Source organism: Mycobacterium sp. M23085 (assembly GCF_045343915.1).
Taxonomy (GTDB): domain Bacteria; phylum Actinomycetota; class Actinomycetes; order Mycobacteriales; family Mycobacteriaceae; genus Mycobacterium.
Genome location: NZ_CP174280.1, coordinates 3410573 through 3431423 on the forward strand (window position 1 = coordinate 3410573; position 20851 = coordinate 3431423).

The window sequence follows — 20851 nt, forward strand, 5'->3', positions numbered from 1 at the left end:
GCGGACCGCTATTGCTGCTGTCTATTGCTGCTCGTCCGACGTGGCGGGTGGCACCGGCGCGTCGGACGCCAACGACTGAAACAACTGGGCGGCCGCATCGTGATCCCACACCACCACCGAGCCGGCGTCGCCGCTGGTGAACTCCCCGATCGGGACGGTCATAGTGGTGGTCGACCCGTGCAGCGCCCAGCCGAGCCGAGCCAGATCCCAGACGTGGTCACCGCGGTCGACGGTCAGGGCGTCGGCGGTCGCGCGCGGCACGGAGTACCAGCGCCAGGGGTTGAGCCACACCGCAGGGCTGGCGGCCCGGTGCAGCAGCGCGGCCACGAATTGCCGCTGATTGACCATCCGGTCCAGGTCGGCCCGTGGGGTGTCCCGCGACCTGACGTAGCCGAGCGCGTTCCGCCCGTTCAGGGTTTGGCAGCCGGCCGGCAGCTCGATGCCGGCCAACGGGTCGTCGAACGCCGTCTTCGGGCACACTGTTACGCCGCCGAGCGCGTCCACCAGCGCGGCGAACCCGCCGAAACCGATCTCGGCGTAATGATCGAGGCGCAACCCGGTGGCCCGCTCCACGGTCTGGATCAGCAGGGGGGCACCGCCCAGCGCGAACGCGGCGTTGATCTTGTCCTTGCCGTGACCCGGAATCGGCACATAGGAATCGCGCGGTATCGACACCATGGTCGTCGGCGTCCCGGAGCCGACACCGGGCACGTGAACCAGCAAAATCGTGTCGGTACGGCCGTTACCGATGTCGCCGCCGGTGGCCAGGTCTCGCTGCTGCTCGGCGCTCAGCCCTTGGCGGCTGTCCGACCCGACGATCAGCCAGTTGGTGCCCCGGCCGGTTGCGGGGCGGTCGGGGTAGTCGGTGAGCACCTGCTCGCGGTGCAGCTTGTCGTCGAACCAGACGGCGCCGGCGATGCTGCCCGCACCGATCAGCAGCACGCCCACCGCCAAGACCGTCATCACGATGCGGAGCCAGCGGAGCTTGCGTCGCTTCCGGGAGATGCGAGGCGGCCGGGGCGGCGCAATCCGGGGCGGCGGCGGAGCGACGGCGGGCGGGGGCGGTGGTCGTAGCAGCGGCTGGGTCTCCGCGGTCGGCGACGGCGGCGGGCCGCTCTGGCGGCGGATCACCTGCGGCGGTTCGGGGTGAGATGGTCCCGGGCGCGGTGGTGCGGGCGGGCTCCCGGGTGGAGGCCGCCGGCGCTGCGGTGAGCGGTCGCCGTTCACCCGGTTAACTTACGTGCCCGGCGGCGTGCCGCGCCGGTACGCCGCGATCTCGGCCAGGCCGTTTGCCGATTGCCCTACTCCTCCGCACCCCGCTGCGCGGGCTGCATCGTCGCAGGGGCTAGGCCGATTGCCCTACTCCTCCGCACCCCGCTGCGCGGGCCGCATCGTCGCAGGGCTAGGCCGATTGCCCTACTCCTCCGCACCCCGCTGCGCGGGCCGCATCGTCGTAGGGCTAGCCGCGCGCCCGAAGCCCGTTGATGAACGGGCAACCCATCAGCACCCGGATGGCCTGACTCAGGCCGGTCATGTCGTCGACCGGCTTGTGGAACGGCAGTCGGACGTCGTGATCGCGGCCGTCGCCTTCGATGCGGAACCGGACGCCGTAGCGGTCCAGCCCCAGGGGTCGCACATGCCCGCGCCGCAGGGGCGCCGGCAGCCTGGACACCAGTCGCGCCAGGACGTCGCTGTGGGCGGTGTCCAGATGCCGCAGCAGGCTGGACTCGAGCGCGCAGAACGGGTCGGGCCGGGCGTCCAGCAGATCGGGGACGCTGACCGGCTCGGCGCCGGTGGCGTCGGTGACGACCACCGAGGCGATCTCGAGCCGCAATAGCGTGTAGCGCGGTTCTTTACCGTCGGAGGCAGGGCACCGAGGGGTGTCGACGTCCAGCAGGACGGGATTCGGGCATTCGGCGGCGATCAGGTCCAGCGTGTCGAGTATCTCCGTCGGATGCACCTCCTGGAGCTGCCCGCGCACCCAGACCAGCGAGCGGACCGGTTCGCGCAGCGGCAGCGGCGCGTAATCGGTCAGCTCCAGCAGCGCCTGGGATCCCGCGATGGGGCGCGTCAACTCGCGCTCGCGTGCGACGGGAAGTGTCACCGCAACGGATCCGTCGTCCATCAGGTGATGCACCGGGGTGGGGACCGGGTTGTCGTGCTCGATGGCCAGCAGCGCGCCGCTGGCGCGGACGCAGGCGCTGCGAATCCGTTCGGCGGTGGTCGGGACGGGGCAGCTCATCGGTAACACCATTCTCATCCTCCGATTAGGTAAGCCTAAGTTAACCTATCGCCGGGTGGCGCCGCAAGCGTCGTCCGGGCTGCCCGCCGCTAGGGTTGGGACGTGGCCCGCATCGCTTACCTCGGTCCGGAGGGAACGTTCACCGAGGCAGCGCTACGGCAGATCACCGCCGCCGGTCTGGTCCCCGGCCTGAGCGAAGTTCAGCCCGCGCCCGTCGACAGCACCTCCGCGGCGCTGGACGCCGTCCGCGCCGGCGGCGCCGACTACGCCTGCGTCCCGATCGAGAACTCGATCGACGGTTCGGTGACGCCCACCCTGGACAGCCTGGCCATCGGCTCACGCCTGCAGGTGTTCGCCGAAACCACGCTGGACGTGGCGTTCAGCATCGTCGTCAAGCCCGGCCGCAGCGCCGCCGACGTTCGGACCCTGGCGGCCATCGGCGTGGCGGCGGCCCAGGTACGACAGTGGGTGGCCGCCAACCTGGCCGATGCCCAGTGGCGGCCCGCATACTCCAACGCCGACGCCGCCCAGCAAGTGGCCGAGGGACGCGTCGACGCCGCGGTGACCTCGCCGCTGGCCGCCACCCACTGGAAACTTGCCACCCTGGCCGAGGGGGTCGTCGACGAATCGAATGCCCGCACCCGCTTCCTGCTGGTCGGCCGGCCGGGGCCGCCGCCGGCCCGCACCGGCGCCGACCGCACCTCGGTGGTGCTGCGCATCGACAATGCGCCCGGCGCGCTGCTGGCCGCCCTCGCCGAATTTGCCGTCCGGGGCATCGACCTGACCCGCATCGAATCCCGGCCGACCCGCACCGGACTCGGCACCTACCGGTTCTTCGCCGACTGTGTGGGCCATATCGACGACGATGCCGTCGCCGAGGCACTCAAGGCACTGCACCGTCGTTGTGCTGATGTGCGATACCTGGGATCCTGGCCCACCGGCTCACCCGCCGGGGCGCTGCCGCCGTCGGCCGACGAGGGCGCGCGCTGGTTGGCGCAGCTGCGCGACGGGAAGCCGGACGAGCGGGGGTCACAGGGGTGAGCGGTCGGTTGATCCTGGTGCGACACGGCCAGTCCATTGGGAACGTCGAGCGCCGGCTCGACACCCGCCCGCCCGGGGCGGAGTTGACCCCGCTGGGCCGCGACCAGGCCCGCGCGTTCGCCCGCGGTTCGGGGCGGCCGGCGATGCTCGCGCATTCGGTCGCCACCCGGGCGTTGCAGACCGCGGCGGTGATCGGGGAGCAGCTCGAGATGGCGCCCGTCGAGGTCGCCGGTGTCCACGAGGTCCAGGTCGGGCGGCTGGAAAACCGTAACGACGACGACGCGGTCGCCGAGTTCAACGCGATCTATCAGCGATGGCACCACGGCGAGCTCGACGTCGCGCTTCCCGGCGGCGAAACCGGCAACGACGTGCTGGACCGTTACCTCCCGGCGCTGACCGAGCTGCGCCTGCGCTACCTCGACGACCACGACTTCCACGGCGACATCGTGGTGGTCAGCCACGGCGCGGCGATCCGGCTGGCCGCCGCGGTGCTGGCCGGCGTGGAAGCCGAGTTCGCGCTGGACAATCACCTGGACAACACCGAATCGGTGGCGCTGACCCCGATCACGGACGGGCGGTGGAGTTGCGTGCGGTGGGGAACCTTGACGCCGCCGTTCTACCCGGAGGAAGAGGCGACCCCGGTCGCGGACGCGGTTCGGTCAAGCACCGACCCGATGGGCTGACCTTTCGGTCAGACGGCCAGCGCGATCACCTCGGTGCACGCGCAGCCGACGGCGTCGCAGTCGATGATGAAGGCGTGCGGCAACAACTCAGGGCTGAAGCAACCCGGCTCCGTGCATTCCGACCGGTGCAGCGCATGGCGAATGATGGTGCCGTGACAGTGATCTAAGCCTGCCCGGCAGTCGCGGCAGTCAATGCTCATACGTGCGTTCATAGCACCCGGCGCGGACAAATCCGGGATGCCGCGCCCGGGAATCGGGCGGGCGTGCGGGGTTTCAGGCCCAGCCCAGTTCGTGCAACCGGTCGTCGTCGATGCCGAAGTGGTGAGCGATCTCGTGGATCACCGTGATGGCCACCTCCTCGATGACCTGCTCCTCGGATTCGCACACGTCCAGTAGCGCCGCGCGGTAGATGGTGATGGCATCCGGCAGCGAGCCGAAGTAGTCGGAGTCGCGTTCGGTCAGCGCCACCCCCTCGTACAAGCCGAGCAGCTCGGCGTCCTCGGGATGGCGATCCTCGACCAGGACCACGACGTTGTCCATGGCGGCGGCCAGCTCGGGCGGGATCAAATCGAGGGCGTCGGAGACCAGTTCGTCGAAGCGCTGCGGATCCATCCGCACGGGCACCCGCCTAGCCTCCCGGCGGTGGCTCGGCGGGTGGTGCCTCCGGTGCGGGGTTCGCCGCAGGCGGGGGTGGGGGCGGTGCCGGCGGCGGCTCCGGCGCCGGATTGGCCGGCGGGGCGCCGTTGTCCGCCGGTGGCGGCGCCTGCTGCTGCGGCGCCTGCTGGGGCTGCTGCTGCGGGGGCTGCTGGGGCTGGGGAGCCGGCTGCTGACCGGGCAGGTGCTGGTTGTTCGGCGGGATATCCGGCGCCGAGCCGGCCCCGGAGCTCGATTGGCTGGACGGCGGTTGGGCCGGGGGCTGAAGGGGAATCGGCGGCATGGTGAGCCGCTCCTCGGGAATGTCGGGCGGCGCCACCGGCGGCTGGCCGTTGATCAGCAGCTGGCCCTTGGCGCTGTTCAGCAGCGTGGCCCAGCCGCCGTTGCCCAGCGTGGCGCCGATGCTGCAGGCCACCTCGCGGCTGCCCGCCGTCCAACTGGCCAGCGGCACCGTCGGGTAGATCAGGGTCAGGGTCGTGGTGCGCAGCTTGACCGGCGCCAGATACGCGTCCGTCATCTTGGTGCACGAATCCTTGATGAAGCCGTCCTGGTCGGGCTCGGCGGGCAGGCCACCGGGGAACTTCTCGGCCAGGTTGACCGTGCCGGTCACCTCCATCGCGTGCGGCGCGGCGCAGTCGACCGGCGCATCGGTCGGCTGGTTGGTCGCGGAGTCGATACCCAGGCACGTCCCGGCCGGCCACACCTTCGATTGATCGACGTCGGCGACCTTGCCCTTGAACGGCTGCTGCTGGTTGTTCATCCCCGGCAGCTGCAGGCCGCACAGCATGCGGCGATCACCGGACTGGCGCCAGGCCCGGTCGCCGGGCCAGAGCAGGCTGACGGTGAACTTGCTGTTCGGATCGAACTTGGGACCGAGGTAATTGCGGACGGCGGCCTCGCACTGTTCCTGGGTGATCTGCTGGATGCGCGCGGGCGACGGGGGCGCGGCGTTGGGCCCGTACTCCGAGCCCGGGAACGTGCGCATGTCAATCGATTCGGCCACCTCGAACTTGTGGTCGTCCGCGCAGTTGACGATCCTCGCCGACTCCGGTGAGGTGTCCGGCCACATCAGACACTCGCCGGGGGAAGCCCGGTTGAAGGCGGCGTCGCTCTTGGTGCCGGTGCTGCGCACCGGGCTGCTGTCGAGGAACCGCCCCGACCCGGTGCCACCGACCGGGATCGCGGTGACCAGCCCGGCGATCAGCAGGCCGCCGAGCGCGGTGAGCAGCAGCGCGCGGCGGGTGGCCCGGGCCTGCAGGCTGCGCGGCCACAGGAAGGCTGACGGCTGCTGATCGGACGACTCATCGGTCGAGGCGACGGGCGACTCGACCACCCGGCCTTCCGAAAGTTCCTTCTCGGGCGCTTGCGACATCCGCTCCATTCTGACAGCAGCACCTGAGGCGCGTGACAAAAGTTACTGATGTGAGTCCTGCGCGCATACGCGGTGGATGCGCCGCCACTCGGCCGGACGCGGTGAAAGTAGTCTCAGGGCCGTGATCGACCTGAAGCTGCTCCGGGAAGACCCCGACGCCGTGCGCCGCTCCCAACGAAGCCGTGGCGAGGACCCGTCGCTGGTAGACGACCTGTTGGCGGCCGATGCCGCCCGCCGCGCCGCGATCTCGTCGGCCGACGGGCTGCGGGCCGAGCAGAAGGCGGCCAGCAAGAGCGTGGGCGCGGCCTCGCCCGAGGAGCGCCCGGCCAGGCTGGCGCGCGCGAAGGAACTGGCCGAGCAGGTGAAGGCCGCCGAAACCGCCCAGGCCGACGCGGAGAAGGCGTTCACCGCGGCGCACATGGCGATCTCCAACGTCGTCATCGACGGGGTTCCCGCCGGCGGGGAGGACGACTTCACTGTCCTCGACGTGGTCGGCGAACCCGCCGCGATCGACAACCCGAAGGACCACCTGGAGCTCGGCGAATCGCTCGGGCTCATCGACATGCAGCGCGGCGCCAAGGTGTCCGGGTCGCGGTTTTACTTCCTGACCGGCAAGGGCGCGCTGCTGCAGCTGGGCCTGTTGCAGCTGGCGCTTCGGCTCGCCGTCGAGAACGGGTTCGTCCCGATGATTCCGCCGGTGCTGGTGCGCCCGGAGGTGATGGCCGGCACCGGATTCCTGGGTGCACACGCCGACGAGGTGTACCGGGTCGAGGCCGACGATCTCTATCTGGTGGGCACCTCCGAGGTGCCGCTGGCCGGCTATCACTCCGGCGAGATCCTGGACCTGTCCGGCGGGCCGCTGCGGTACGCGGGATGGTCGACGTGCTTCCGCCGCGAGGCCGGCAGCTACGGCAAGGACACTCGCGGCATCATCCGGGTGCATCAGTTCGACAAGGTCGAGGGCTTCGTCTACTGCACGCCCGCCGAGGCCGAGGCCGAACACCAGCGGCTGCTGGGCTGGCAGCGCGAGATGCTGGCCCGCATCGAGGTGCCGTACCGGGTGATCGACGTCGCCGCCGGCGATCTCGGCTCCTCGGCCGCGCGCAAATTCGATTGTGAGGCTTGGATTCCCACCCAGGGCGCCTACCGCGAGCTGACGTCCACGTCGAACTGCACCACGTTCCAGGCCCGTCGGCTGGCCACCCGCTACCGCGACGAGGCGGGCAAACCGCAGACCGCCGCCACGCTCAACGGCACGCTGGGCACGACACGGTGGCTGGTGGCCATCCTGGAGAACCACCAGCAGCCCGACGGCAGCGTGCGGGTGCCCGAGGCGCTGGTCGGATTCGTCGGCGCCGAAGTGCTGGAGCCCGTCAGCTAGTGGCGGGCTGGGCGCAGCGGGTCGACACCGTTGCCTAGCGCGCCGGCCGGCCGGGCGTGTGCCCGAACGCTCGCCGGTAGCTGTCGATGAAGGCACTTGGTGTGGCCCAACCGCATTCGGCCGCCACCGACGTGACGTCGCGCCGATCGGCGAGCAGCACGAGGGCGTGCTGCAGCCGGACCTGGGTCCGCCATTGCGGGAACGTCATGGCCAACTCGTCACTGAACAGGCGGCTCAGCGTGCGCTGGCCGACCCCGACCCGGTCCCCGATTTGCCGCAGCGTCAACGACTCTCGCAGGTTCTCGGCGATCAAGGCGCAGGCGTGGCGCAGCCTGCCGTCGACGGGGGTGGGGATCCACAGCGGCTCCCGGACGCCGGTCGCTTGCAACTGATCGCGCAGCACGGCCAGCATCCGGTGATGCTCGTCGGTGTCGGTGCCGTCGGTTTGCGAACACGCGATGATCAGTTCCCGCATCAACGGATTGATCGCCAGCACGGTGGGCACCGCGGGGCCGCGGCGGTAGCGGCCCGGGTCCAGTGCGACACCGTGGAACTGCGTGACGCCGTGAAACCTGTGTTCATGCCAGCAGCCCGCCGGTATCCAGATGGCGCGATTCACCGGCGTGATCCACGTGCCCGCCGGGGTGGTCACCGACACCGCGCCGGATGACGGGTAGACGATCTGGTGCAGCGGATGCCGGTGCCGTTCGATTTGTGCGCCCGCCGCCAACGTCTGCGACGACGTCGCCGGCCCGTGGTGGCTGAATTCCGACATATCTAGGCAGGGTATCGGAAGCCCGCAGCCCGCGCGGTCGCTTAGCGTTTGCCCTGACTACAGAGAAAGGCGTGATCGCGATGGCGATGAATCTCCTACACCGACGCCGGTGCAGCTCAGCAGGCTGGGAGAAGGAGGTGGCCGACCAATTGTTGCCGTGGGCGCTGGAGGGCGTCGAATTGGGCACGCGCACTTTGGAAATCGGGCCCGGGTACGGCGCGACACTGCGCGCACTGCTCGATCGCACCGCGTCGCTCACCGCGGTCGAAGTGGACGACGCGATGGCCGCTCGCCTGCACCGCCGGTACGGCGAGCGGGCCCGCATCATGCACGGCGACGGCGGCGCCACGGGACTGCCCGCCGACCACTTCACGTCGGTGGTGTGCTTCACGATGCTGCACCACGTCCCCACCGTGCAGTTGCAGGACCGCCTCTTCGCCGAGGCGTTCCGGGTGCTGGAACCCGGCGGGGCTTTCGCCGGTAGTGACGGCGTCCCGTCGTGGGCGTTCCGGCTGCTGCACGTCGCCGACACCTACAACCCGATCGCGCCGACCGACCTCCCCGGGCGCCTGCGCGCCGCCGGATTCGTCGACATCCACACCGACGTCAGGGGCGGCCGGCAGCGGTGGCGGGCCGTCAAACCGGTCGGCTAGGCGTTGACCGTCGCGCGGTCGTGTTCGTGCCGGCGCTGGCGTTCCATGGTGGCGAAGTAGAACGCGAACGCGAACGCGAAGCTGGTGAACAGGCTGGACACGAAGTACAGCCACGGGTGGCGCAAGCCACGGCGGTAGCCGTCGACGATCGTAAAGATAGGCAGCAGAACAACATTGGCGATCGTGTAATCCTGGCTGGCCGAGCTGGCGGCGGGGTTGGTGAACATCAGCTTGATGTATTCGAGCCAGCTGCCGTGTTCACCCCACAACGGGTTGGTGGATCCGTGCGCGTACTCCTGCACGAAGGTGATGTTGAAGTACCAGCCGAGGGCGACCGACGCGATGCCGACGACGTAGTACACGACTTCCATCGGTGAAAACAGTGCGCCGGCGGCCGGCCGGGCGAAAACACCTTTGTTGGCCATGACGATCCAGCTGATGACCGCCAGTCCGAGTACCGCGTGAGTGAGTAGCGAGACCATGCGCGCAGTCTCACCCCCGCCGCGAAGTTTTGTCAACATTGACACAACGGCACCGTGGCGCGGCCGGAGTCTTGGTACCTTACTGACATGGTCCGGCCCGCCCAGACGGCGCGCAGCGAGCGCACGCGTGAAGCATTGCGCCAGGCCGCCCTGGTGCGGTTTTTGGCCCAGGGCGTGGAAGACACGTCGGCCGAACAGATCGCCGCCGACGCCGGCGTCTCGCTGCGGACGTTCTACCGCCACTTCAGCTCCAAGCACGATCTGCTGTTCGCCGACTACACCGGGCTGCACTGGTTTCGCGCCGCCCTGGACGCCCGACCGGCCGACGAAGCCATCATCGACTCGGTGCAGACGGCCATCTTCTCGTTCCCCTACGACGTCGACGCGGTCACCAAGATCGCCGCGCTGCGCCAGGACGAACTCGACCCCGGCCGCATCGTCCGCCACATCCGGGAAGTGCAGGCCGATTTCGCCGAAGCCATTGCGGCACAACTGCAACGGCGCGGCCGTGGCGCCGACGGGTCGGCGGAACGCACGGCCGACCAACAGGTGCGCACCGCGGTGACCGCGCGAAGCATCGCCGCCGCGGTGTTCGGCGCGATGGAGGTCTGGATGGTCGGCGAGAACCGGTCACTCGGCGAACTCGCCCGGCTGTGCCACGCCGCGCTGGAGACGCTGCGAGCCGGGATCACCGACTCCTGGGTGACGGCGGCGGCACGCCAAGTTTCGTCATAATTGACAAAACTTTGCCGTCGTGCGAGCCTCCATTCCGGAGGGCAGGACATGACTGATTACGACGCGATAGTTATCGGTGCGGGCCACAACGGGCTCACCGCCGCCGTGCTGCTGCAGAAGGCCGGACTGCGGACCGTGTGCCTGGATGCCAAGCTCTACGCCGGCGGCATGGCCTCCACCGTCGAGCTGTTCGACGGCTACCAGTTCGAGATCGCCGGGTCGGTGCTGTTCCCGACCTCGGCCGAGGTGGTCAGCGAGCTGGGGCTGGACACCATGCCGACCATCGATCTGGACGTGATGTCGGTTGCGGTGCGCGGTGTCGGCGATGACCCGCTGATCCAGTACAGCGACCCGATCAAGCTGTTCACCCACCTCAACGAGGTGCACGGGGCGGAGGCGGTGAACGGCATGGCGGGGCTGATGGGCTGGGCCCAGGCGCCCACCCGCGCGCTGGGCCGGTTCGAGGCCGGCATGCCGCCCAAGAGTATCGACGAGATGTATGCCTGTGCCACAAACGAATTCGAACGCTCAGCGATCGACGACATGCTGTTCGGCTCGGTCACCGACGTGTTGGACCGTTACCTGCCCGATCGCGAGAAGTTCGGCGCGATCCGCGGCTCGATGACGGTGCTGGCCGTCAACACCCTCTACCGCGGGCCATCCACACCGGGCAGCGCGGCCGCACTCGCGTTCGGCCTCGGCGTCCCCGACGGGGACACCATGCAGATGAAGAAGCTGCGCGGCGGCATCGGCGCACTCACCACGCACCTGCGCCAGGTGCTGGAGCGGCAGGGCGGCGAAGTCCGGTTGCGTACCAGGGTGACCGGGATCGCGGTCGCCGACGGACGGGTGACCGGGGTGCGCACCGAGGCGGGGGAGACGTTGAACGCCCCGATCGTGATCTCCGGCGTCGCGCCGGACGTCACCCTCAACGAGATGATCGATCCCGCCGCGCTACCCGCCGATATCCGGGAACGGTACGCACGCATCGATCACCGCGGCAGCTACCTGCAGATGCATTTCGCGCTGGACGAGGCCCCCGAGTTCGCCGCGCCCTACCAGGTGCTCAACGACCCGGCCATGCAGGCCTCGATCGGCCTGTTCTGCACGCCGGAGGAAGTCCAGCAGCAATGGGAGGACGCGCGGCGCGGCATCGTCCCGGCCGACCCGACGGTGGTGTTGCAGATCCCGTCGCAAAACGATCCGGACCTGGCGCCCGCGGGAAAGCATGCCGCGTCGGCGTTCGCGCTGTTCTTCCCGATCGAGGGCGAGGTGGATTACGGGCGGGCCAAGGCCGAAATGGGCCGGCGGGTGATCGACAAGATCACCAGGCTCGCCCCGAATTTCGAGCGCAGCATCATCCGGCACACCACCTTCACCCCCAAGCACATGGGCGTGATGTTCGGCGCCCCCGGTGGCGACTACTGCCATGGCCTGCTGAATGCCAACCAGATCGGCCCCAACCGGCCCGGCCCGCGGGGTTTCCTCGGTCAGCCGATCCCGATCGAAGGCCTGTATCTGGGCAGCGCGGGCTGCCACGGCGGCCCGGGCATCACCTTCATCCCCGGCTACAACGCCGCGCGCCAGGCGCTCACCGACCGCGCGGCCCCGTGAAGAAGCGGACCAATTCGCCTGTGCTCGAGTGGCGGGCGGCAGACGCAGCGGCCGGTCATTCGCGCAGTCGCGCGCGGGCTAGCCGCGCTGGCTGAGCAATTCGTCCAACAGGGCGGTGAACTCGTCGGGACGCGCCGGGGTGAACGCGGGGGAGGGCCGAGTGCCCGGCACGTCCAGCGTGATCAGCGTCGACTTGAATGGCCGGCCGATGTCCAGCGGCAGCCAGCGGCGAAAGTCCGAGCTGCCCCAGATCCGGAACCGCTGGGTGAAAAGACCCAGCTGTTCGGCTTTGTATCCCCGGATCGCGTCGAGCGCGATCACCTTCGATGTGCCTGAGGGAAAGTGATAGCGGCGCAACGTGATCGCCGCACGGTCCAGCTGGACCAGGCCGTCATCGTAGGATTCGTTCACGCCCGCGAACTCCGCAGTTGGTGGCCCTTCGCGGTCAGGCACCGACCGTCGTCCAGTCGCCACTGCCACCCATGCAGGTTGCAGGTCAATGTGTTTCCCTCGACCACACCGAATTTCGACAGGTCGGCCTTGAGGTGTGGGCAGCGCCGCTGAACCTCCCAGCCGTCCAGCGTGATTGAGGCCGAGTCGTCGTGGGTCTCGGCGAACCAGCCGTCGGCGTAAGCGATCCGCTCGTCGGTCAGGCACTTGAAGAATGTGTACAGGTATTCGTTGTAGCCGCCGACGCGCCAGGCCCTGAACCGGGTGGACAGGAAGATGGTGTTGACCCAGTCCGGCTCGCCGTCGCGCAGTACGGTGCGGACCAGTTCCGGTGCGATCGCGAATCCGTAGCGCACCTTTTCGTCCGGAATCCGTTCCCGCACAACCCGTTTCGGGAAGTCCAGGATCACGGCCTCCGGTCCGAGCACCAGTTCGACGGGGTAGCCGATCCCGTCGCAGATCTCGTCGCTTTGCGACATGATCGGCTCGAACAGGGCGCGCAGCGGTTCCAGCAGCGGCTCCCCGGTGGCCGGCGCCCAGCTCGCCCGCTGGGCGGCGATGACGGGCGCCATCCGCTCGGCGTAGTCGGCGATGTAATCGGCCTTGCCGGTGGTGAAAATGGCCTCGACCTGGTCGGTGGGCAGCGGGTGGGTCAGCGAATTCAGGGTGGAGCCGGTGAAGTCGGCGGTCGACCCGGGGATCATCAGCAGGCCGCCGTCGTTGCCGTGCCTGCGCATCTGGTCCAGGAACACCATCTGGTCGGGGAAGATGTTGGCCGGGTCCGCGTGGTCGTCGTTGAGGTCGCGTAGCTCGGGATCCAGGAAGCAGGGCGGGCCGGCGGATGGGACCACCCACGTCGCCCCCACCTGGGCCAGGTACTGGCGGGCGCGGTCCATCTGCCGTTGCCGCTTCTGGATGCCGAACGACTCCTTGGCCCGGGCCGGCATGTCGTAGACCATCGGGTACCAGATGGCCCCGGAGTACTGCAGCAGGTGCACATCGATGTGCCCGAACTCGGCCGCCAGCACGTCCAGATCCACCGGCCGGGCATCATTCATGTTGAAAACCGTTGTCTGGCCGTCGGATACCAACAGCGCCGAATCGCCGATCGGGCCGTCGGCAGGTGCGCGCAGGGCGATGATCATGACGTCGAGCTCGCCCTTGGGCCCGCTGATCCGGTGCCTGACCGAGTTGCTGGTCTCGAAGAACCGGTGAAAACCCAGTTTCTGCAACTCATTTCGCAGGTCGGGCACCGGGAAGTCCGGCAGCAACACCACCGCGTCCTTGTTGACGTGCTCGGCCAGGTTCTTGGCGTCGAAGTGGTCTTTGTGCAGGTGCGACACATAGAGGTAGTCGCAGTCGCCCAGGGCGTCCCAGTCCAGGGTGCTGTTGTCCGGAAACGGGAACCAGGACGCGAAGTACGCCGGATTGACCCACGGGTCGCACAGGACGCTGCCCGCTTGGGTCTGGATCAGAAATCCGGCGTGGCCGACGCTGGTGACCTGCACTGATACCTTCCTGAGGCCGAGGAGAGGACCTACGGAAGGCTCCTGCGGCCTCGGCCGGGTGAGACGGCTTTTCAGCCCCCGAGCTTAGCGCGCGCCAGACACCGTCGGCCCCGCACCGCCGTCCGCCGGTGGTCCGGTCGGCGACCCCGGGTACGCCCGTTCACCTGGGAATTCCGGCTGTCGGGGCGGCGCACGGTCGGGACTATTAGGCTGAAGTGCTGTGGAACCGGTTTACGGGACTGTCATTCAGCTCGCCCGCCTGGTGTGGCGCGTCCAGGGTCTGAAGATCACCATCGTGGGTGAGGAGAACCTGCCCAAAAGCGGTGGTGCGGTGATCGCGATCAACCACACCGGCTACCTGGACTTCACCTTCGCGGGATTGCCCGCCTACAAGCAGGGCCTGGGCCGCAAGGTGCGGTTCATGGCCAAGCAGGAGGTCTTCGACCACAAGTTCACCGGGCCGATCATGCGCAGCCTGCGGCACATCTCGGTGAACCGGCAGGACGGTGCCGCCTCGTTCGAGGCCGCCGTCCGGAACCTGAAGGACGGCGAGCTGGTGGGGGTCTACCCCGAAGCCACCATCAGCCGCAGCTTCGAGATCAAGGAATTCAAATCGGGGGCCGCGCGGATGGCCGTCGAGGCCGGGGTGCCGATCGTTCCGCACATCGTCTGGGGCGCCCAGCGGATCTGGACCAAGGATCACCCGAAGAAGCTGTGGCGTCCCAAGGTCCCGATCATGGTGTTGGTCGGCGAACCCATCGAGCCCACGCTGGGCATCGAGGAACTGAAAGGGCTGCTGCACTCGCGCATGCAGCATCTGCTGGAGCGGGCGCAGGAAATGTACGGACCGCACCCGGCCGGCGAGTTCTGGGTGCCGCATCGGCTGGGCGGAGGGGCTCCGTCCCTGGCGGAAGCGGCCCAACTGGAGGCCGAGGAGACGGCCGCCCGGGCAGCCCGCCGGGCCCGGTCCGCAGGGGCGCCGGAGTAGTGATCGATGGTGGAGCCGACCTTCCGCGCGTTGGAGCTGCTGGCTCAACTGGTGGTGAAGACGACCGGCACCCAGATCACCTACCGCGGTGAGGAGCAGATCCCAGAGCGCGGCGGCGCCGTGGTGGCGATCAACCACACCAGCTATGTCGACTTTCTGCCCGCCGCGCTGGCCGTCCACCGCCGGGGACGCCGCCTGCGGTTCATGATCAAAGCCGAGATGCAGCAGGTCAAGCCGGTCAATTTCCTGATCAAGCACACCCGCACCATCCCGGTGGACCGCGGCGCCGGGGCGGCCGCCTATGCGGTGGCGGTGCAGCGGCTTCGCGAAGGCGAACTGGTCGGGGTATATCCGGAAGCCACCATCAGCCGCAGCTTCGAACTCAAGGAATTCAAGACCGGCGCCGCCCGGATGGCCGTCGAAGCGGACGTCCCGATAGTGCCGGTGATCGTCTGGGGAGCGCAGCGCATCTGGACCAAAGATTACCCGCGCAATGTGGGTCGCGCGAAAATACCCATTACTGTGCAGATAGGCGCCCCGGTACGGGCGGGCGCAGACATCGCGCAGACCAACGCTGCCCTGCGTGACTCGATGACCACCTTGCTGCACCGGGCGCAACAGGACTACCCGGGCGAACCCGGGGCACATTGGATGCCGCACCGGCTGGGCGGCGGAGCGCCGACCCTGGCGGAGGCCGCTCGCATGGAGGCCACCGAGGCGGCGTCCCGCTCGGCCAAAAGGGCCGAGCGGCCGTCGCAGTAGGCGAAGGAGAAGATATGCCCGAGGGGTTCTACCGGTTAGCGGAGTGGATCGTCCCGCCGATGGTCGCGATGCAGGGGACCAAGTTCACCTACCAGGGGCTGGATAACATTCCGGCTCGCGGCGGCGCCCTGCTGGCCCAGAACCACACCAGCTACCTGGACTGGCTGCCGACGCTGATGGCCGTCCGTGAGCGCCACCGGCGGGCCTACTTCATGATCAAGGCGGAGATGGCCGACGTGAAGGCGGTCAACTACGTCATCAATCACGCCCGGCTGATCCCGGTGGATCGCAGGTCGGGACACGACGCCTACGACGTGGCCGTGCAGCGCATGCGCGAGGGCGAGCTGATCGGGATGCACCCCGAGGCCACCATCAGCCGCAGTTTTGAGCTGCGCGAGTTCAAGACCGGCGCGGCGCGCATGGCGCTGGACGCCCGAGTGCCGATCGTCCCGATCGTCGTGTGGGGCGCTCACCGGATCTGGCCCAAGGACCATCCCAAGAAGGTGTTTCGCAACAAGGTGCCGATCACCGTGGCGGCCGGGCAGCCGTTGCCGCCGCGGGGCACGCCCGAGGAACTCAACCTGCTGTTGCGCTCGGCGATGAACGACCTGCTGTACCGGGTGCAGGAGGAGTATCCGCATCCGAGAGACGAATTCTGGGTGCCGCGGCGGTTGGGTGGCAGCGCGCCCACCCAGGAGGATTCCCGGGCCCTGCGGCTGTCGGAGTTGCAGGAGCGGCTGCAGAAGTACGGAACCGACGGCGTGACGCGTCCCGGCCAGGAACAGAGCGGGCGGCATTGACCGGTTCGGCCAGCTGCCGGGACGGGCGGTATCGATGACCCTGCCGGCGCTCATCGCCTGCGACGTCGACGGGACCCTGTTCGACGACGACGAGAGGATCTCCCCGCGCACCCGCGACGCCGTCCGCGCCGCGGTGGCCGGCGGCGCGCAGTTCGTGGTGGCGACCGGCCGTCCGCCGCGCTGGATCCGGCCCGTCGTCGACGCGCTGGGTTTCGCGCCGGTCTCGGTGTGCGCCAACGGCGCCGTCATCTATGACGCCGCGAACGACCGAGTGGTATCCACCCGCACGCTGGCCGTCGACACCCTGGCCGAGCTGGCGGAGCTGGCCACCCGGGTCATCCCGGGCGCGGGACTGGCCGTCGAGCGCATCGGCGAAAGCGCCCACGACACGGCGACGCCCCAGTTCGTCAGCTCACCGGGTTACGAGCATGCCTGGCTGAACCCGGACAACACCGAGGTGTCGATCCAGGATCTGCTCAGCGCTCCGGCGATCAAGCTGCTCATTCGCCGAGCCGGGGCCCGCAGCGCCGACATGGCGGCCGAACTGGCCAAGCACGTCGGCATCGGGGGCGACATCACCTACTCCACCAACAACGGTCTGATCGAGATCGTGCCGCCGGGCACCAGCAAGGCCACCGGTATCGACGAGATCGCCCGGCCACTGAAGATCGCCCGCGAGGAGGTGGTGGCGTTCGGCGACATGCCCAACGACCTGCCGATGCTGCGGTGGGCGGGGCACGGCGTGGCGATGGGCAATGCCCATCCCGACGTGCAGGCGGCCGCCGACGAGGTGACCACCGCCAACAATGACGACGGGGTGGGCCGGGTGCTGGAACGCTGGTGGCTTTAGCGCTCGGTCACTTGGGGCCATCGGCTCTGCGCGGCTACGCGGGGTTTTCAGCCAGCGAAGCGGCCGATAGCGACGAAGGCCGCGAGCAGTAGGAGCATCGCGTTGACGGGCAAAGGTTGTCGCTCGTGGCGGGTCAGGTGCACGCGGAATGCGCCGATCTGCACAACGACCAGCCCCACCGCCGCGATCGGGGTCAAGACGGGGGCGATGCCGGTGGCTTGGGGCAGGATCAGCCCGAGCGCGCCGAGGATCTCGACCGCGCCGACGGCTTTCACTGCCGCGTCAGAATTGTCCTTCATCCAGTCGAGCCGGCCCGTCGCGACGAGCTGCTCGCGCGACCGAACGATCTTTAGTCCGCCCGCGGCGAGATAGACGACGGCGAGCAGGCCCTGCACGGTCCAAAGTGCGATGTCCACCGAATTCCCCAATCCTTACTATTTGTGCGTAGGCACATCCTGTGTGAGCGTTGGGGCTGCGACAAAGGGCACACCGATGTATGCATCCAGGAAGGCGGCCCCGGTATGACGCAAATCACACGGAAGGTCGCGCGGATCCCCGAAGGCGGAGCGGTCCGGGAGGTACTAGATCGCATCGGTGACAAGTGGAGTCTGTTGGTAATCGGCACGCTCCGCGGCGGGCCGCTGCGTTTCGGTGAGCTGGCGGAGACCGTGGCGGGCATCTCGCAGCGGATGCTCACCCTGACGCTCAAGCATCTTGTCGAGGACGGCCTGGTCCGCCGCACGGCCTACGCTGAGGTGCCGCCGCGGGTGGAGTACCAGCTGACCGAGCTGGGGCGGACGCTGTTACCGCTGGTGATGGCGCTCGCCGAGTGGGCCATGGCGCACCACGAGCAGATCAACGCCAACCGCACGTCTCAGATCAAGGACAAGTAAGCGCGTCTTCGAGCGCGAGACTGGCGTAGGCACCGGTCAACGCCGCCTTATGGCCAGCCCGCTTGCGTGGTGCGGAGAAGTTGCCCTAGGTGGGCATGGGGTGCGACGGCAGCGAGAAGTGCTCGGCCGGTACCGTTGGGCCGCTTGGGGCTTCGGTCGTCAGCGGAACAGGGATGCCGTCCAGGACCTCGGTGACGTTTCCGGTCAGGCGCTCGTAGTTCAGCGTGCCGTGCTGGAAGTTCTGCGTAATCTGTAGCGGCTCTTGGATTTCCGCGCTGGTCGGCAAGCCGAGCGGGCCGCGTTCGTAGCTCTGCGAGCCCCATGCGTCGTAGATGGCACCGGTGACCGGCTGGGCACCGGTCTCCGGTGACCAGTACATGGCGCCCCGGGCGAACGTGACGAAGCGGGCATCGCCTTCTGCGCTGTCTTCCGGCGAGGTCGGCGAGCCCAGCACGCTGTTCATCCCGCCGATCGCCTGCCAGTGGTCATAGATCGCACCGCCCTGCAGCGCCTTGAGCAGTTCTTCCGGCGGGTCGTTGACATGTGATGCGATATCGCGCATTTCGTCCATCAGCGCGTAGGCGGCGTTGCCCGGGCAATCGGTGTTGCCGACGTCGCGGTGGGTGAAGATGGTCGGCAGCGTCGCGATGGAGCCGGCCGGAAAAGTGGTGTAGTGGCTACCGGCCGACTCCAGCTGCACCGTGCCCTTGGGGTCGACGCCGTCCAGGCCCAGGCGCCAGCCGAGCAGCCGGCCCATGGTCCGGAGCTGGATCGGTGTGGGGGGCACGTCGTCGAAGTTGCCGATCATCGCCACCCCCCAGGTGTTGCGGTTGAATCCGCCGGTGTGGAAGGCCTCGACCGCCTTGGTGAGTCCGCCCGCGCTACCTTCGAATACCTGGCCGTACTTGTCGACCAAGGCGTTGTAGGCGATGTCGCACCAGCCCAGCGTCTTGCTGTGGTAGGTGTAAATGGCCTTGACGATGCCGGCCGATTCCAGCGGCGAATAGTCATTGCTGCCCGCCGTGTGGTGGACGACGGCGGCGCGAATCCCGTTGTCGTACTGCGGACTGCCGCAGCGCAGCGACTCGTCGGCGCCCCATTGCGCTCGGCTGATGATGGGGGGAGCCTGGCCGGGCATCAATACCCCGGCCGGTGGTGTCCAATGCGTTTCGGCTGGCGCTTGTGGTGGGGAGATGAGGACGGCCGAGATGTTCTGCCCGAAGGGTTGTTCCCTGGATGCCGGCTTATAGCCCAGATCGGGCTTCTCGCTCGGCGGCGGGGGCTGGGTCACCGTCGCGTCGAGTGGGCGGGTGACCGCGATCTGGACGGTCGTGGTGGTGCCGACGAACACCGGATCGGTGCCGCGGGGCCCCTCCGTCGCCACGCTGGGGCGGTCCGGCCCGGCAGAGTCGTCGCCGCCCTCTCGGCGTCCAGGGTCGGGTGCCGCGGTCTCATACTCGGTCTGATACCAGGGGCCCCACGACCCGTCTGGGCGCCGGGCGCGCACGCGGGTCGAGGTGCCGGCCAGGTCGCCGGTCAGGGCGACCAGGGAAAACGGGGTGTCTTGACTGATTTCGCGAACCGTGACGCCCGCGCCCAGCCCTACCAGCGGTTGCTCGACGAGCCGGGTGCTGCGCGACGGCGGCGGGCCGGCGTCGCCGGGATGGCGCGTGGAATCGGCCAGCCACGAGACGAGGACGACGGTCGCCGCCATGGCGGTGAGCAACATCGTTGGCGCACGACCGCGAGACACCAGCTGATGTTACGTGTGTTCCTAATGTTATCTATGGGACGACACGACCGGGGCGCCGGGCAATCTTCTCCCCCAAAAATCGACGGCACCGCAGATGATCCTGCGGTGCCGTCTTGTGGAGGGTTTGTAAAGGACTAGACCGGGGGCAGCGCCGGTACTGCTCCGGCGGCCGCCGGCAACGCACCGGCCGCACCCGCGGCGGCCGGAAGAGCACCCGGGAGGGCACCCGCGGCACCCGGCAGTGCACCCGCGGCACCCGGGAGGGCTGCGGCGGCACCCGGCAGGGCACCGGCCGCACCCGGCAGGGCACCCGCGGCGCCCGGGAGAGCGCCCGCGCCACCGTGCATGCCTTGTGTGATGGCCGGCATGACCAACCCCTTGAGCAGGTCGATCGCCTGGCCGGCACCCAGCTGGTTGGCGGCTTGCATCACGTCGTTGACCAGACCGCCGCTGGCACCACCGGTGCCCGAGCCGCCGCCCAGGCCGGTACCGCCGCCGATCGGCGAGGCGTTACCGAAGGTGGACGGATCGCCCAGGATCGGGTAGGTGCCCCCGGCGCCCGGGTCCAACCCGGCCCCGGAGTCGATCGGCACCTCGCTCGGCGACAGCGCCGGGCCACCCAGGCCCGGGGCGACTCCGGCCGGGCTGGTCAGCCCGGGGTTGGACAGCGCCGGGTTGAGCCCGGCGCCCGGGGTCGCGACACCACCACCGGGAGTGGTCGGCAACGCACCAGGCGCGGTGAGCCCGGGCGTCATGGGCGCCATGCCGGGGCTCGTCAGGCCGGGGCTGGTCAAGCCGGGGCTGGTCACGCCCGGATTGGTCAGGCCCGTCGTCCCAAGCCCGGGGGTGCCAAGCCCGGGGGTGCCGAGGCCGGGAGTGCCCAGGCCGGGACTGGCGAGACCAGGTGTGCCGGCCGCACCCCCGCTCAGGGCGGGCACGGGCGGCAGGTTGATCCCGAACTGCGACAGGCCCTGCGACAGCGCGCCCATCAGCTCACCGGGCAGATCGCTCATCACCGCGGCCTGCTTGAACTCGTGATGCTCGGGTGCCTTGTTGCCGGCGGTCGATTCGTAGACAAGGAAGTATGCGCAAGGACTCGCCACTGCCAGGGCGGCAACCGCGCTCATGGCTGTTGAGAGCTTGCGTCGGCGTCGGTTCGGCACGGAAGTCTCCTCTATCTGACTGTGTGTTGTGTCGGCGCGTCCCACCGCTCCT

The 20851-nt window shown here is 69.0% G+C and carries 22 protein-coding genes and 1 pseudogene; 11 read left to right on the forward strand and 12 right to left on the reverse strand.

Annotation, left to right across the window (positions count from 1 at the left end; genetic code table 11):
• Positions 1 to 21 precede the first annotated feature (21 nt).
• Both ACIUM1_RS15790 and ACIUM1_RS15795 read right to left on the reverse strand, forming a co-directional pair.
• Positions 22 to 1227, reverse strand: coding sequence for an LCP family protein (locus ACIUM1_RS15790; RefSeq protein WP_406813598.1), 1206 nt, complete (start codon positions 1225 to 1227; stop codon positions 22 to 24).
• A 232-nt stretch (positions 1228 to 1459) separates the two neighbouring features.
• Entirely contained in the window at positions 1460 to 2254 is a 795-nt protein-coding gene (locus ACIUM1_RS15795; RefSeq protein ID WP_406813599.1) for a DUF2470 domain-containing protein, read from the reverse strand.
• 90 nt (positions 2255 to 2344) lie between these two features.
• On the opposite strand from ACIUM1_RS15795, the gene pheA reads away from it, so the two are divergent.
• Entirely contained in the window at positions 2345 to 3283 is a 939-nt protein-coding gene (pheA, locus tag ACIUM1_RS15800) for a prephenate dehydratase (protein ID WP_406813600.1), read from the forward strand.
• Positions 3280 to 3966 carry a histidine phosphatase family protein gene (locus ACIUM1_RS15805; protein ID WP_406813601.1) on the forward strand — a complete coding sequence of 229 codons (687 nt, stop codon included), beginning with the start codon at positions 3280 to 3282 and terminating at the stop codon, positions 3964 to 3966. The genes pheA and ACIUM1_RS15805 overlap by 4 nt, the downstream gene beginning before the upstream one ends.
• 8 nt (positions 3967 to 3974) lie before the next feature.
• On the opposite strand, the gene ACIUM1_RS15810 is transcribed toward ACIUM1_RS15805, so the two are convergent.
• From ACIUM1_RS15810 to ACIUM1_RS15820, 3 genes and pseudogenes are all read right to left on the reverse strand, one after another.
• Positions 3975 to 4166 (reverse strand): hypothetical protein, encoded by a 192-nt coding sequence (locus tag ACIUM1_RS15810; protein WP_406817698.1) that lies wholly within the window; start codon positions 4164 to 4166, stop codon positions 3975 to 3977.
• A pseudogene (locus ACIUM1_RS15815) lies at positions 4167 to 4590 on the reverse strand (metallopeptidase family protein); the annotation flags it as partial.
• Between the two features lie 4 nt (positions 4591 to 4594).
• Entirely contained in the window at positions 4595 to 6001 is a 1407-nt protein-coding gene (locus ACIUM1_RS15820; protein WP_406813602.1) for a septum formation family protein, read from the reverse strand.
• 112 nt (positions 6002 to 6113) lie between these two features.
• Here ACIUM1_RS15820 and serS point away from each other — a divergent pair, with 112 nt between their 5' ends.
• Positions 6114 to 7373 (forward strand): serine--tRNA ligase, encoded by a 1260-nt coding sequence (gene serS, locus ACIUM1_RS15825; protein ID WP_406813603.1) that lies wholly within the window; start codon positions 6114 to 6116, stop codon positions 7371 to 7373.
• Between the two features lie 34 nt (positions 7374 to 7407).
• Here the strand turns inward: serS and ACIUM1_RS15830 are convergent, their stop codons facing one another.
• Positions 7408 to 8148, reverse strand: coding sequence for an AraC family transcriptional regulator (locus ACIUM1_RS15830; protein ID WP_406813604.1), 741 nt, complete (start codon positions 8146 to 8148; stop codon positions 7408 to 7410).
• 80 nt (positions 8149 to 8228) lie between these two features.
• Here ACIUM1_RS15830 and ACIUM1_RS15835 point away from each other — a divergent pair, with 80 nt between their 5' ends.
• Positions 8229 to 8801, forward strand: coding sequence for a class I SAM-dependent methyltransferase (locus tag ACIUM1_RS15835; protein WP_406813605.1), 573 nt, complete (start codon positions 8229 to 8231; stop codon positions 8799 to 8801).
• Here the strand turns inward: ACIUM1_RS15835 and ACIUM1_RS15840 are convergent.
• Positions 8798 to 9283 carry a DUF2834 domain-containing protein gene (locus tag ACIUM1_RS15840; protein ID WP_406813606.1) on the reverse strand — a complete coding sequence of 162 codons (486 nt, stop codon included), beginning with the start codon at positions 9281 to 9283 and terminating at the stop codon, positions 8798 to 8800. The genes ACIUM1_RS15835 and ACIUM1_RS15840 overlap by 4 nt on opposite strands.
• Before the next feature lie 87 nt (positions 9284 to 9370).
• Between ACIUM1_RS15840 and ACIUM1_RS15845 the strand changes: the two genes are divergently transcribed.
• Positions 9371 to 10018, forward strand: coding sequence for a TetR/AcrR family transcriptional regulator (locus tag ACIUM1_RS15845; RefSeq protein ID WP_406813607.1), 648 nt, complete (start codon positions 9371 to 9373; stop codon positions 10016 to 10018).
• 48 nt (positions 10019 to 10066) lie between these two features.
• Positions 10067 to 11632, forward strand: coding sequence for a phytoene desaturase family protein (locus tag ACIUM1_RS15850; protein WP_406813608.1), 1566 nt, complete (start codon positions 10067 to 10069; stop codon positions 11630 to 11632).
• Positions 11633 to 11710: 78 nt separating this feature from the next.
• Here ACIUM1_RS15850 and ACIUM1_RS15855 read toward each other — a convergent pair whose 3' ends face one another.
• Positions 11711 to 12043 carry a hypothetical protein gene (locus tag ACIUM1_RS15855; protein ID WP_406813609.1) on the reverse strand — a complete coding sequence of 111 codons (333 nt, stop codon included), beginning with the start codon at positions 12041 to 12043 and terminating at the stop codon, positions 11711 to 11713.
• Positions 12040 to 13590, reverse strand: coding sequence for a Rieske 2Fe-2S domain-containing protein (locus ACIUM1_RS15860; RefSeq protein WP_406813610.1), 1551 nt, complete (start codon positions 13588 to 13590; stop codon positions 12040 to 12042). Before ACIUM1_RS15860 ends, ACIUM1_RS15855 begins: the two co-directional genes overlap by 4 nt.
• A gap of 220 nt (positions 13591 to 13810) precedes the next feature.
• Here ACIUM1_RS15860 and ACIUM1_RS15865 point away from each other — a divergent pair, with 220 nt between their 5' ends.
• From ACIUM1_RS15865 to ACIUM1_RS15880, 4 genes are read left to right on the forward strand one after another with little or no spacing between them, the layout of a single operon-like run.
• The gene (locus tag ACIUM1_RS15865) at positions 13811 to 14578 is read left to right on the forward strand and encodes a lysophospholipid acyltransferase family protein (RefSeq protein WP_406813611.1); all 768 of its coding nucleotides are present in this window, start codon (positions 13811 to 13813) and stop codon (positions 14576 to 14578) included.
• A gap of 6 nt (positions 14579 to 14584) precedes the next feature.
• Positions 14585 to 15340, forward strand: coding sequence for a lysophospholipid acyltransferase family protein (locus tag ACIUM1_RS15870; RefSeq protein ID WP_406813612.1), 756 nt, complete (start codon positions 14585 to 14587; stop codon positions 15338 to 15340).
• 14 nt (positions 15341 to 15354) lie between these two features.
• Positions 15355 to 16140 (forward strand): lysophospholipid acyltransferase family protein, encoded by a 786-nt coding sequence (locus ACIUM1_RS15875; protein WP_406813613.1) that lies wholly within the window; start codon positions 15355 to 15357, stop codon positions 16138 to 16140.
• A gap of 34 nt (positions 16141 to 16174) precedes the next feature.
• The gene (locus ACIUM1_RS15880; protein WP_406813614.1) at positions 16175 to 16990 is read left to right on the forward strand and encodes an HAD family hydrolase; all 816 of its coding nucleotides are present in this window, start codon (positions 16175 to 16177) and stop codon (positions 16988 to 16990) included.
• 47 nt (positions 16991 to 17037) lie between these two features.
• On the opposite strand, the gene ACIUM1_RS15885 is transcribed toward ACIUM1_RS15880, so the two are convergent.
• On the reverse strand, positions 17038 to 17418 hold the full coding sequence (locus ACIUM1_RS15885; RefSeq protein WP_406813615.1) for a DoxX family protein: 381 nt from the start codon (positions 17416 to 17418) through the stop codon (positions 17038 to 17040).
• Between the two features lie 93 nt (positions 17419 to 17511).
• On the opposite strand from ACIUM1_RS15885, the gene ACIUM1_RS15890 reads away from it, so the two are divergent.
• Entirely contained in the window at positions 17512 to 17883 is a 372-nt protein-coding gene (locus tag ACIUM1_RS15890) for a winged helix-turn-helix transcriptional regulator (RefSeq protein ID WP_406813616.1), read from the forward strand.
• Between the two features lie 85 nt (positions 17884 to 17968).
• Here the strand turns inward: ACIUM1_RS15890 and ACIUM1_RS15895 are convergent, their stop codons facing one another.
• Together ACIUM1_RS15895 and ACIUM1_RS15900 are read right to left on the reverse strand one after the other, a co-directional pair.
• Complete coding sequence (locus ACIUM1_RS15895) at positions 17969 to 19639, reverse strand: N-acetylmuramoyl-L-alanine amidase (RefSeq protein WP_406817699.1); 1671 nt, start codon at positions 19637 to 19639, stop codon at positions 17969 to 17971.
• Between the two features lie 131 nt (positions 19640 to 19770).
• On the reverse strand, positions 19771 to 20799 hold the full coding sequence (locus tag ACIUM1_RS15900) for a PirG (RefSeq protein ID WP_406813617.1): 1029 nt from the start codon (positions 20797 to 20799) through the stop codon (positions 19771 to 19773).
• Between the last annotated feature and the right edge of the window lie 52 nt (positions 20800 to 20851).

Bases quoted from the DNA above. Each gene is read 5' to 3' on its own strand.
- ACIUM1_RS15795 (WP_406813599.1), bottom strand. From the start codon at position 2,254: ATGGTGTTACCGATGAGCTGCCCCGTCCCGACCACCGCCGAACGGATT.
- ACIUM1_RS15810 (WP_406817698.1), bottom strand. From the start codon at position 4,166: ATGAGCATTGACTGCCGCGACTGCCGGGCAGGCTTAGATCACTGTCAC.
- ACIUM1_RS15820 (WP_406813602.1), bottom strand. From the start codon at position 6,001: ATGGAGCGGATGTCGCAAGCGCCCGAGAAGGAACTTTCGGAAGGCCGG.
- ACIUM1_RS15830 (WP_406813604.1), bottom strand. From the start codon at position 8,148: ATGTCGGAATTCAGCCACCACGGGCCGGCGACGTCGTCGCAGACGTTG.
- ACIUM1_RS15835 (WP_406813605.1), top strand. From the start codon at position 8,229: ATGGCGATGAATCTCCTACACCGACGCCGGTGCAGCTCAGCAGGCTGG.
- ACIUM1_RS15840 (WP_406813606.1), bottom strand. From the start codon at position 9,283: ATGGTCTCGCTACTCACTCACGCGGTACTCGGACTGGCGGTCATCAGC.
- ACIUM1_RS15845 (WP_406813607.1), top strand. From the start codon at position 9,371: ATGGTCCGGCCCGCCCAGACGGCGCGCAGCGAGCGCACGCGTGAAGCA.
- ACIUM1_RS15850 (WP_406813608.1), top strand. From the start codon at position 10,067: ATGACTGATTACGACGCGATAGTTATCGGTGCGGGCCACAACGGGCTC.
- ACIUM1_RS15870 (WP_406813612.1), top strand. From the start codon at position 14,585: ATGGTGGAGCCGACCTTCCGCGCGTTGGAGCTGCTGGCTCAACTGGTG.
- ACIUM1_RS15875 (WP_406813613.1), top strand. From the start codon at position 15,355: ATGCCCGAGGGGTTCTACCGGTTAGCGGAGTGGATCGTCCCGCCGATG.
- ACIUM1_RS15880 (WP_406813614.1), top strand. From the start codon at position 16,175: ATGACCCTGCCGGCGCTCATCGCCTGCGACGTCGACGGGACCCTGTTC.
- ACIUM1_RS15890 (WP_406813616.1), top strand. From the start codon at position 17,512: ATGACGCAAATCACACGGAAGGTCGCGCGGATCCCCGAAGGCGGAGCG.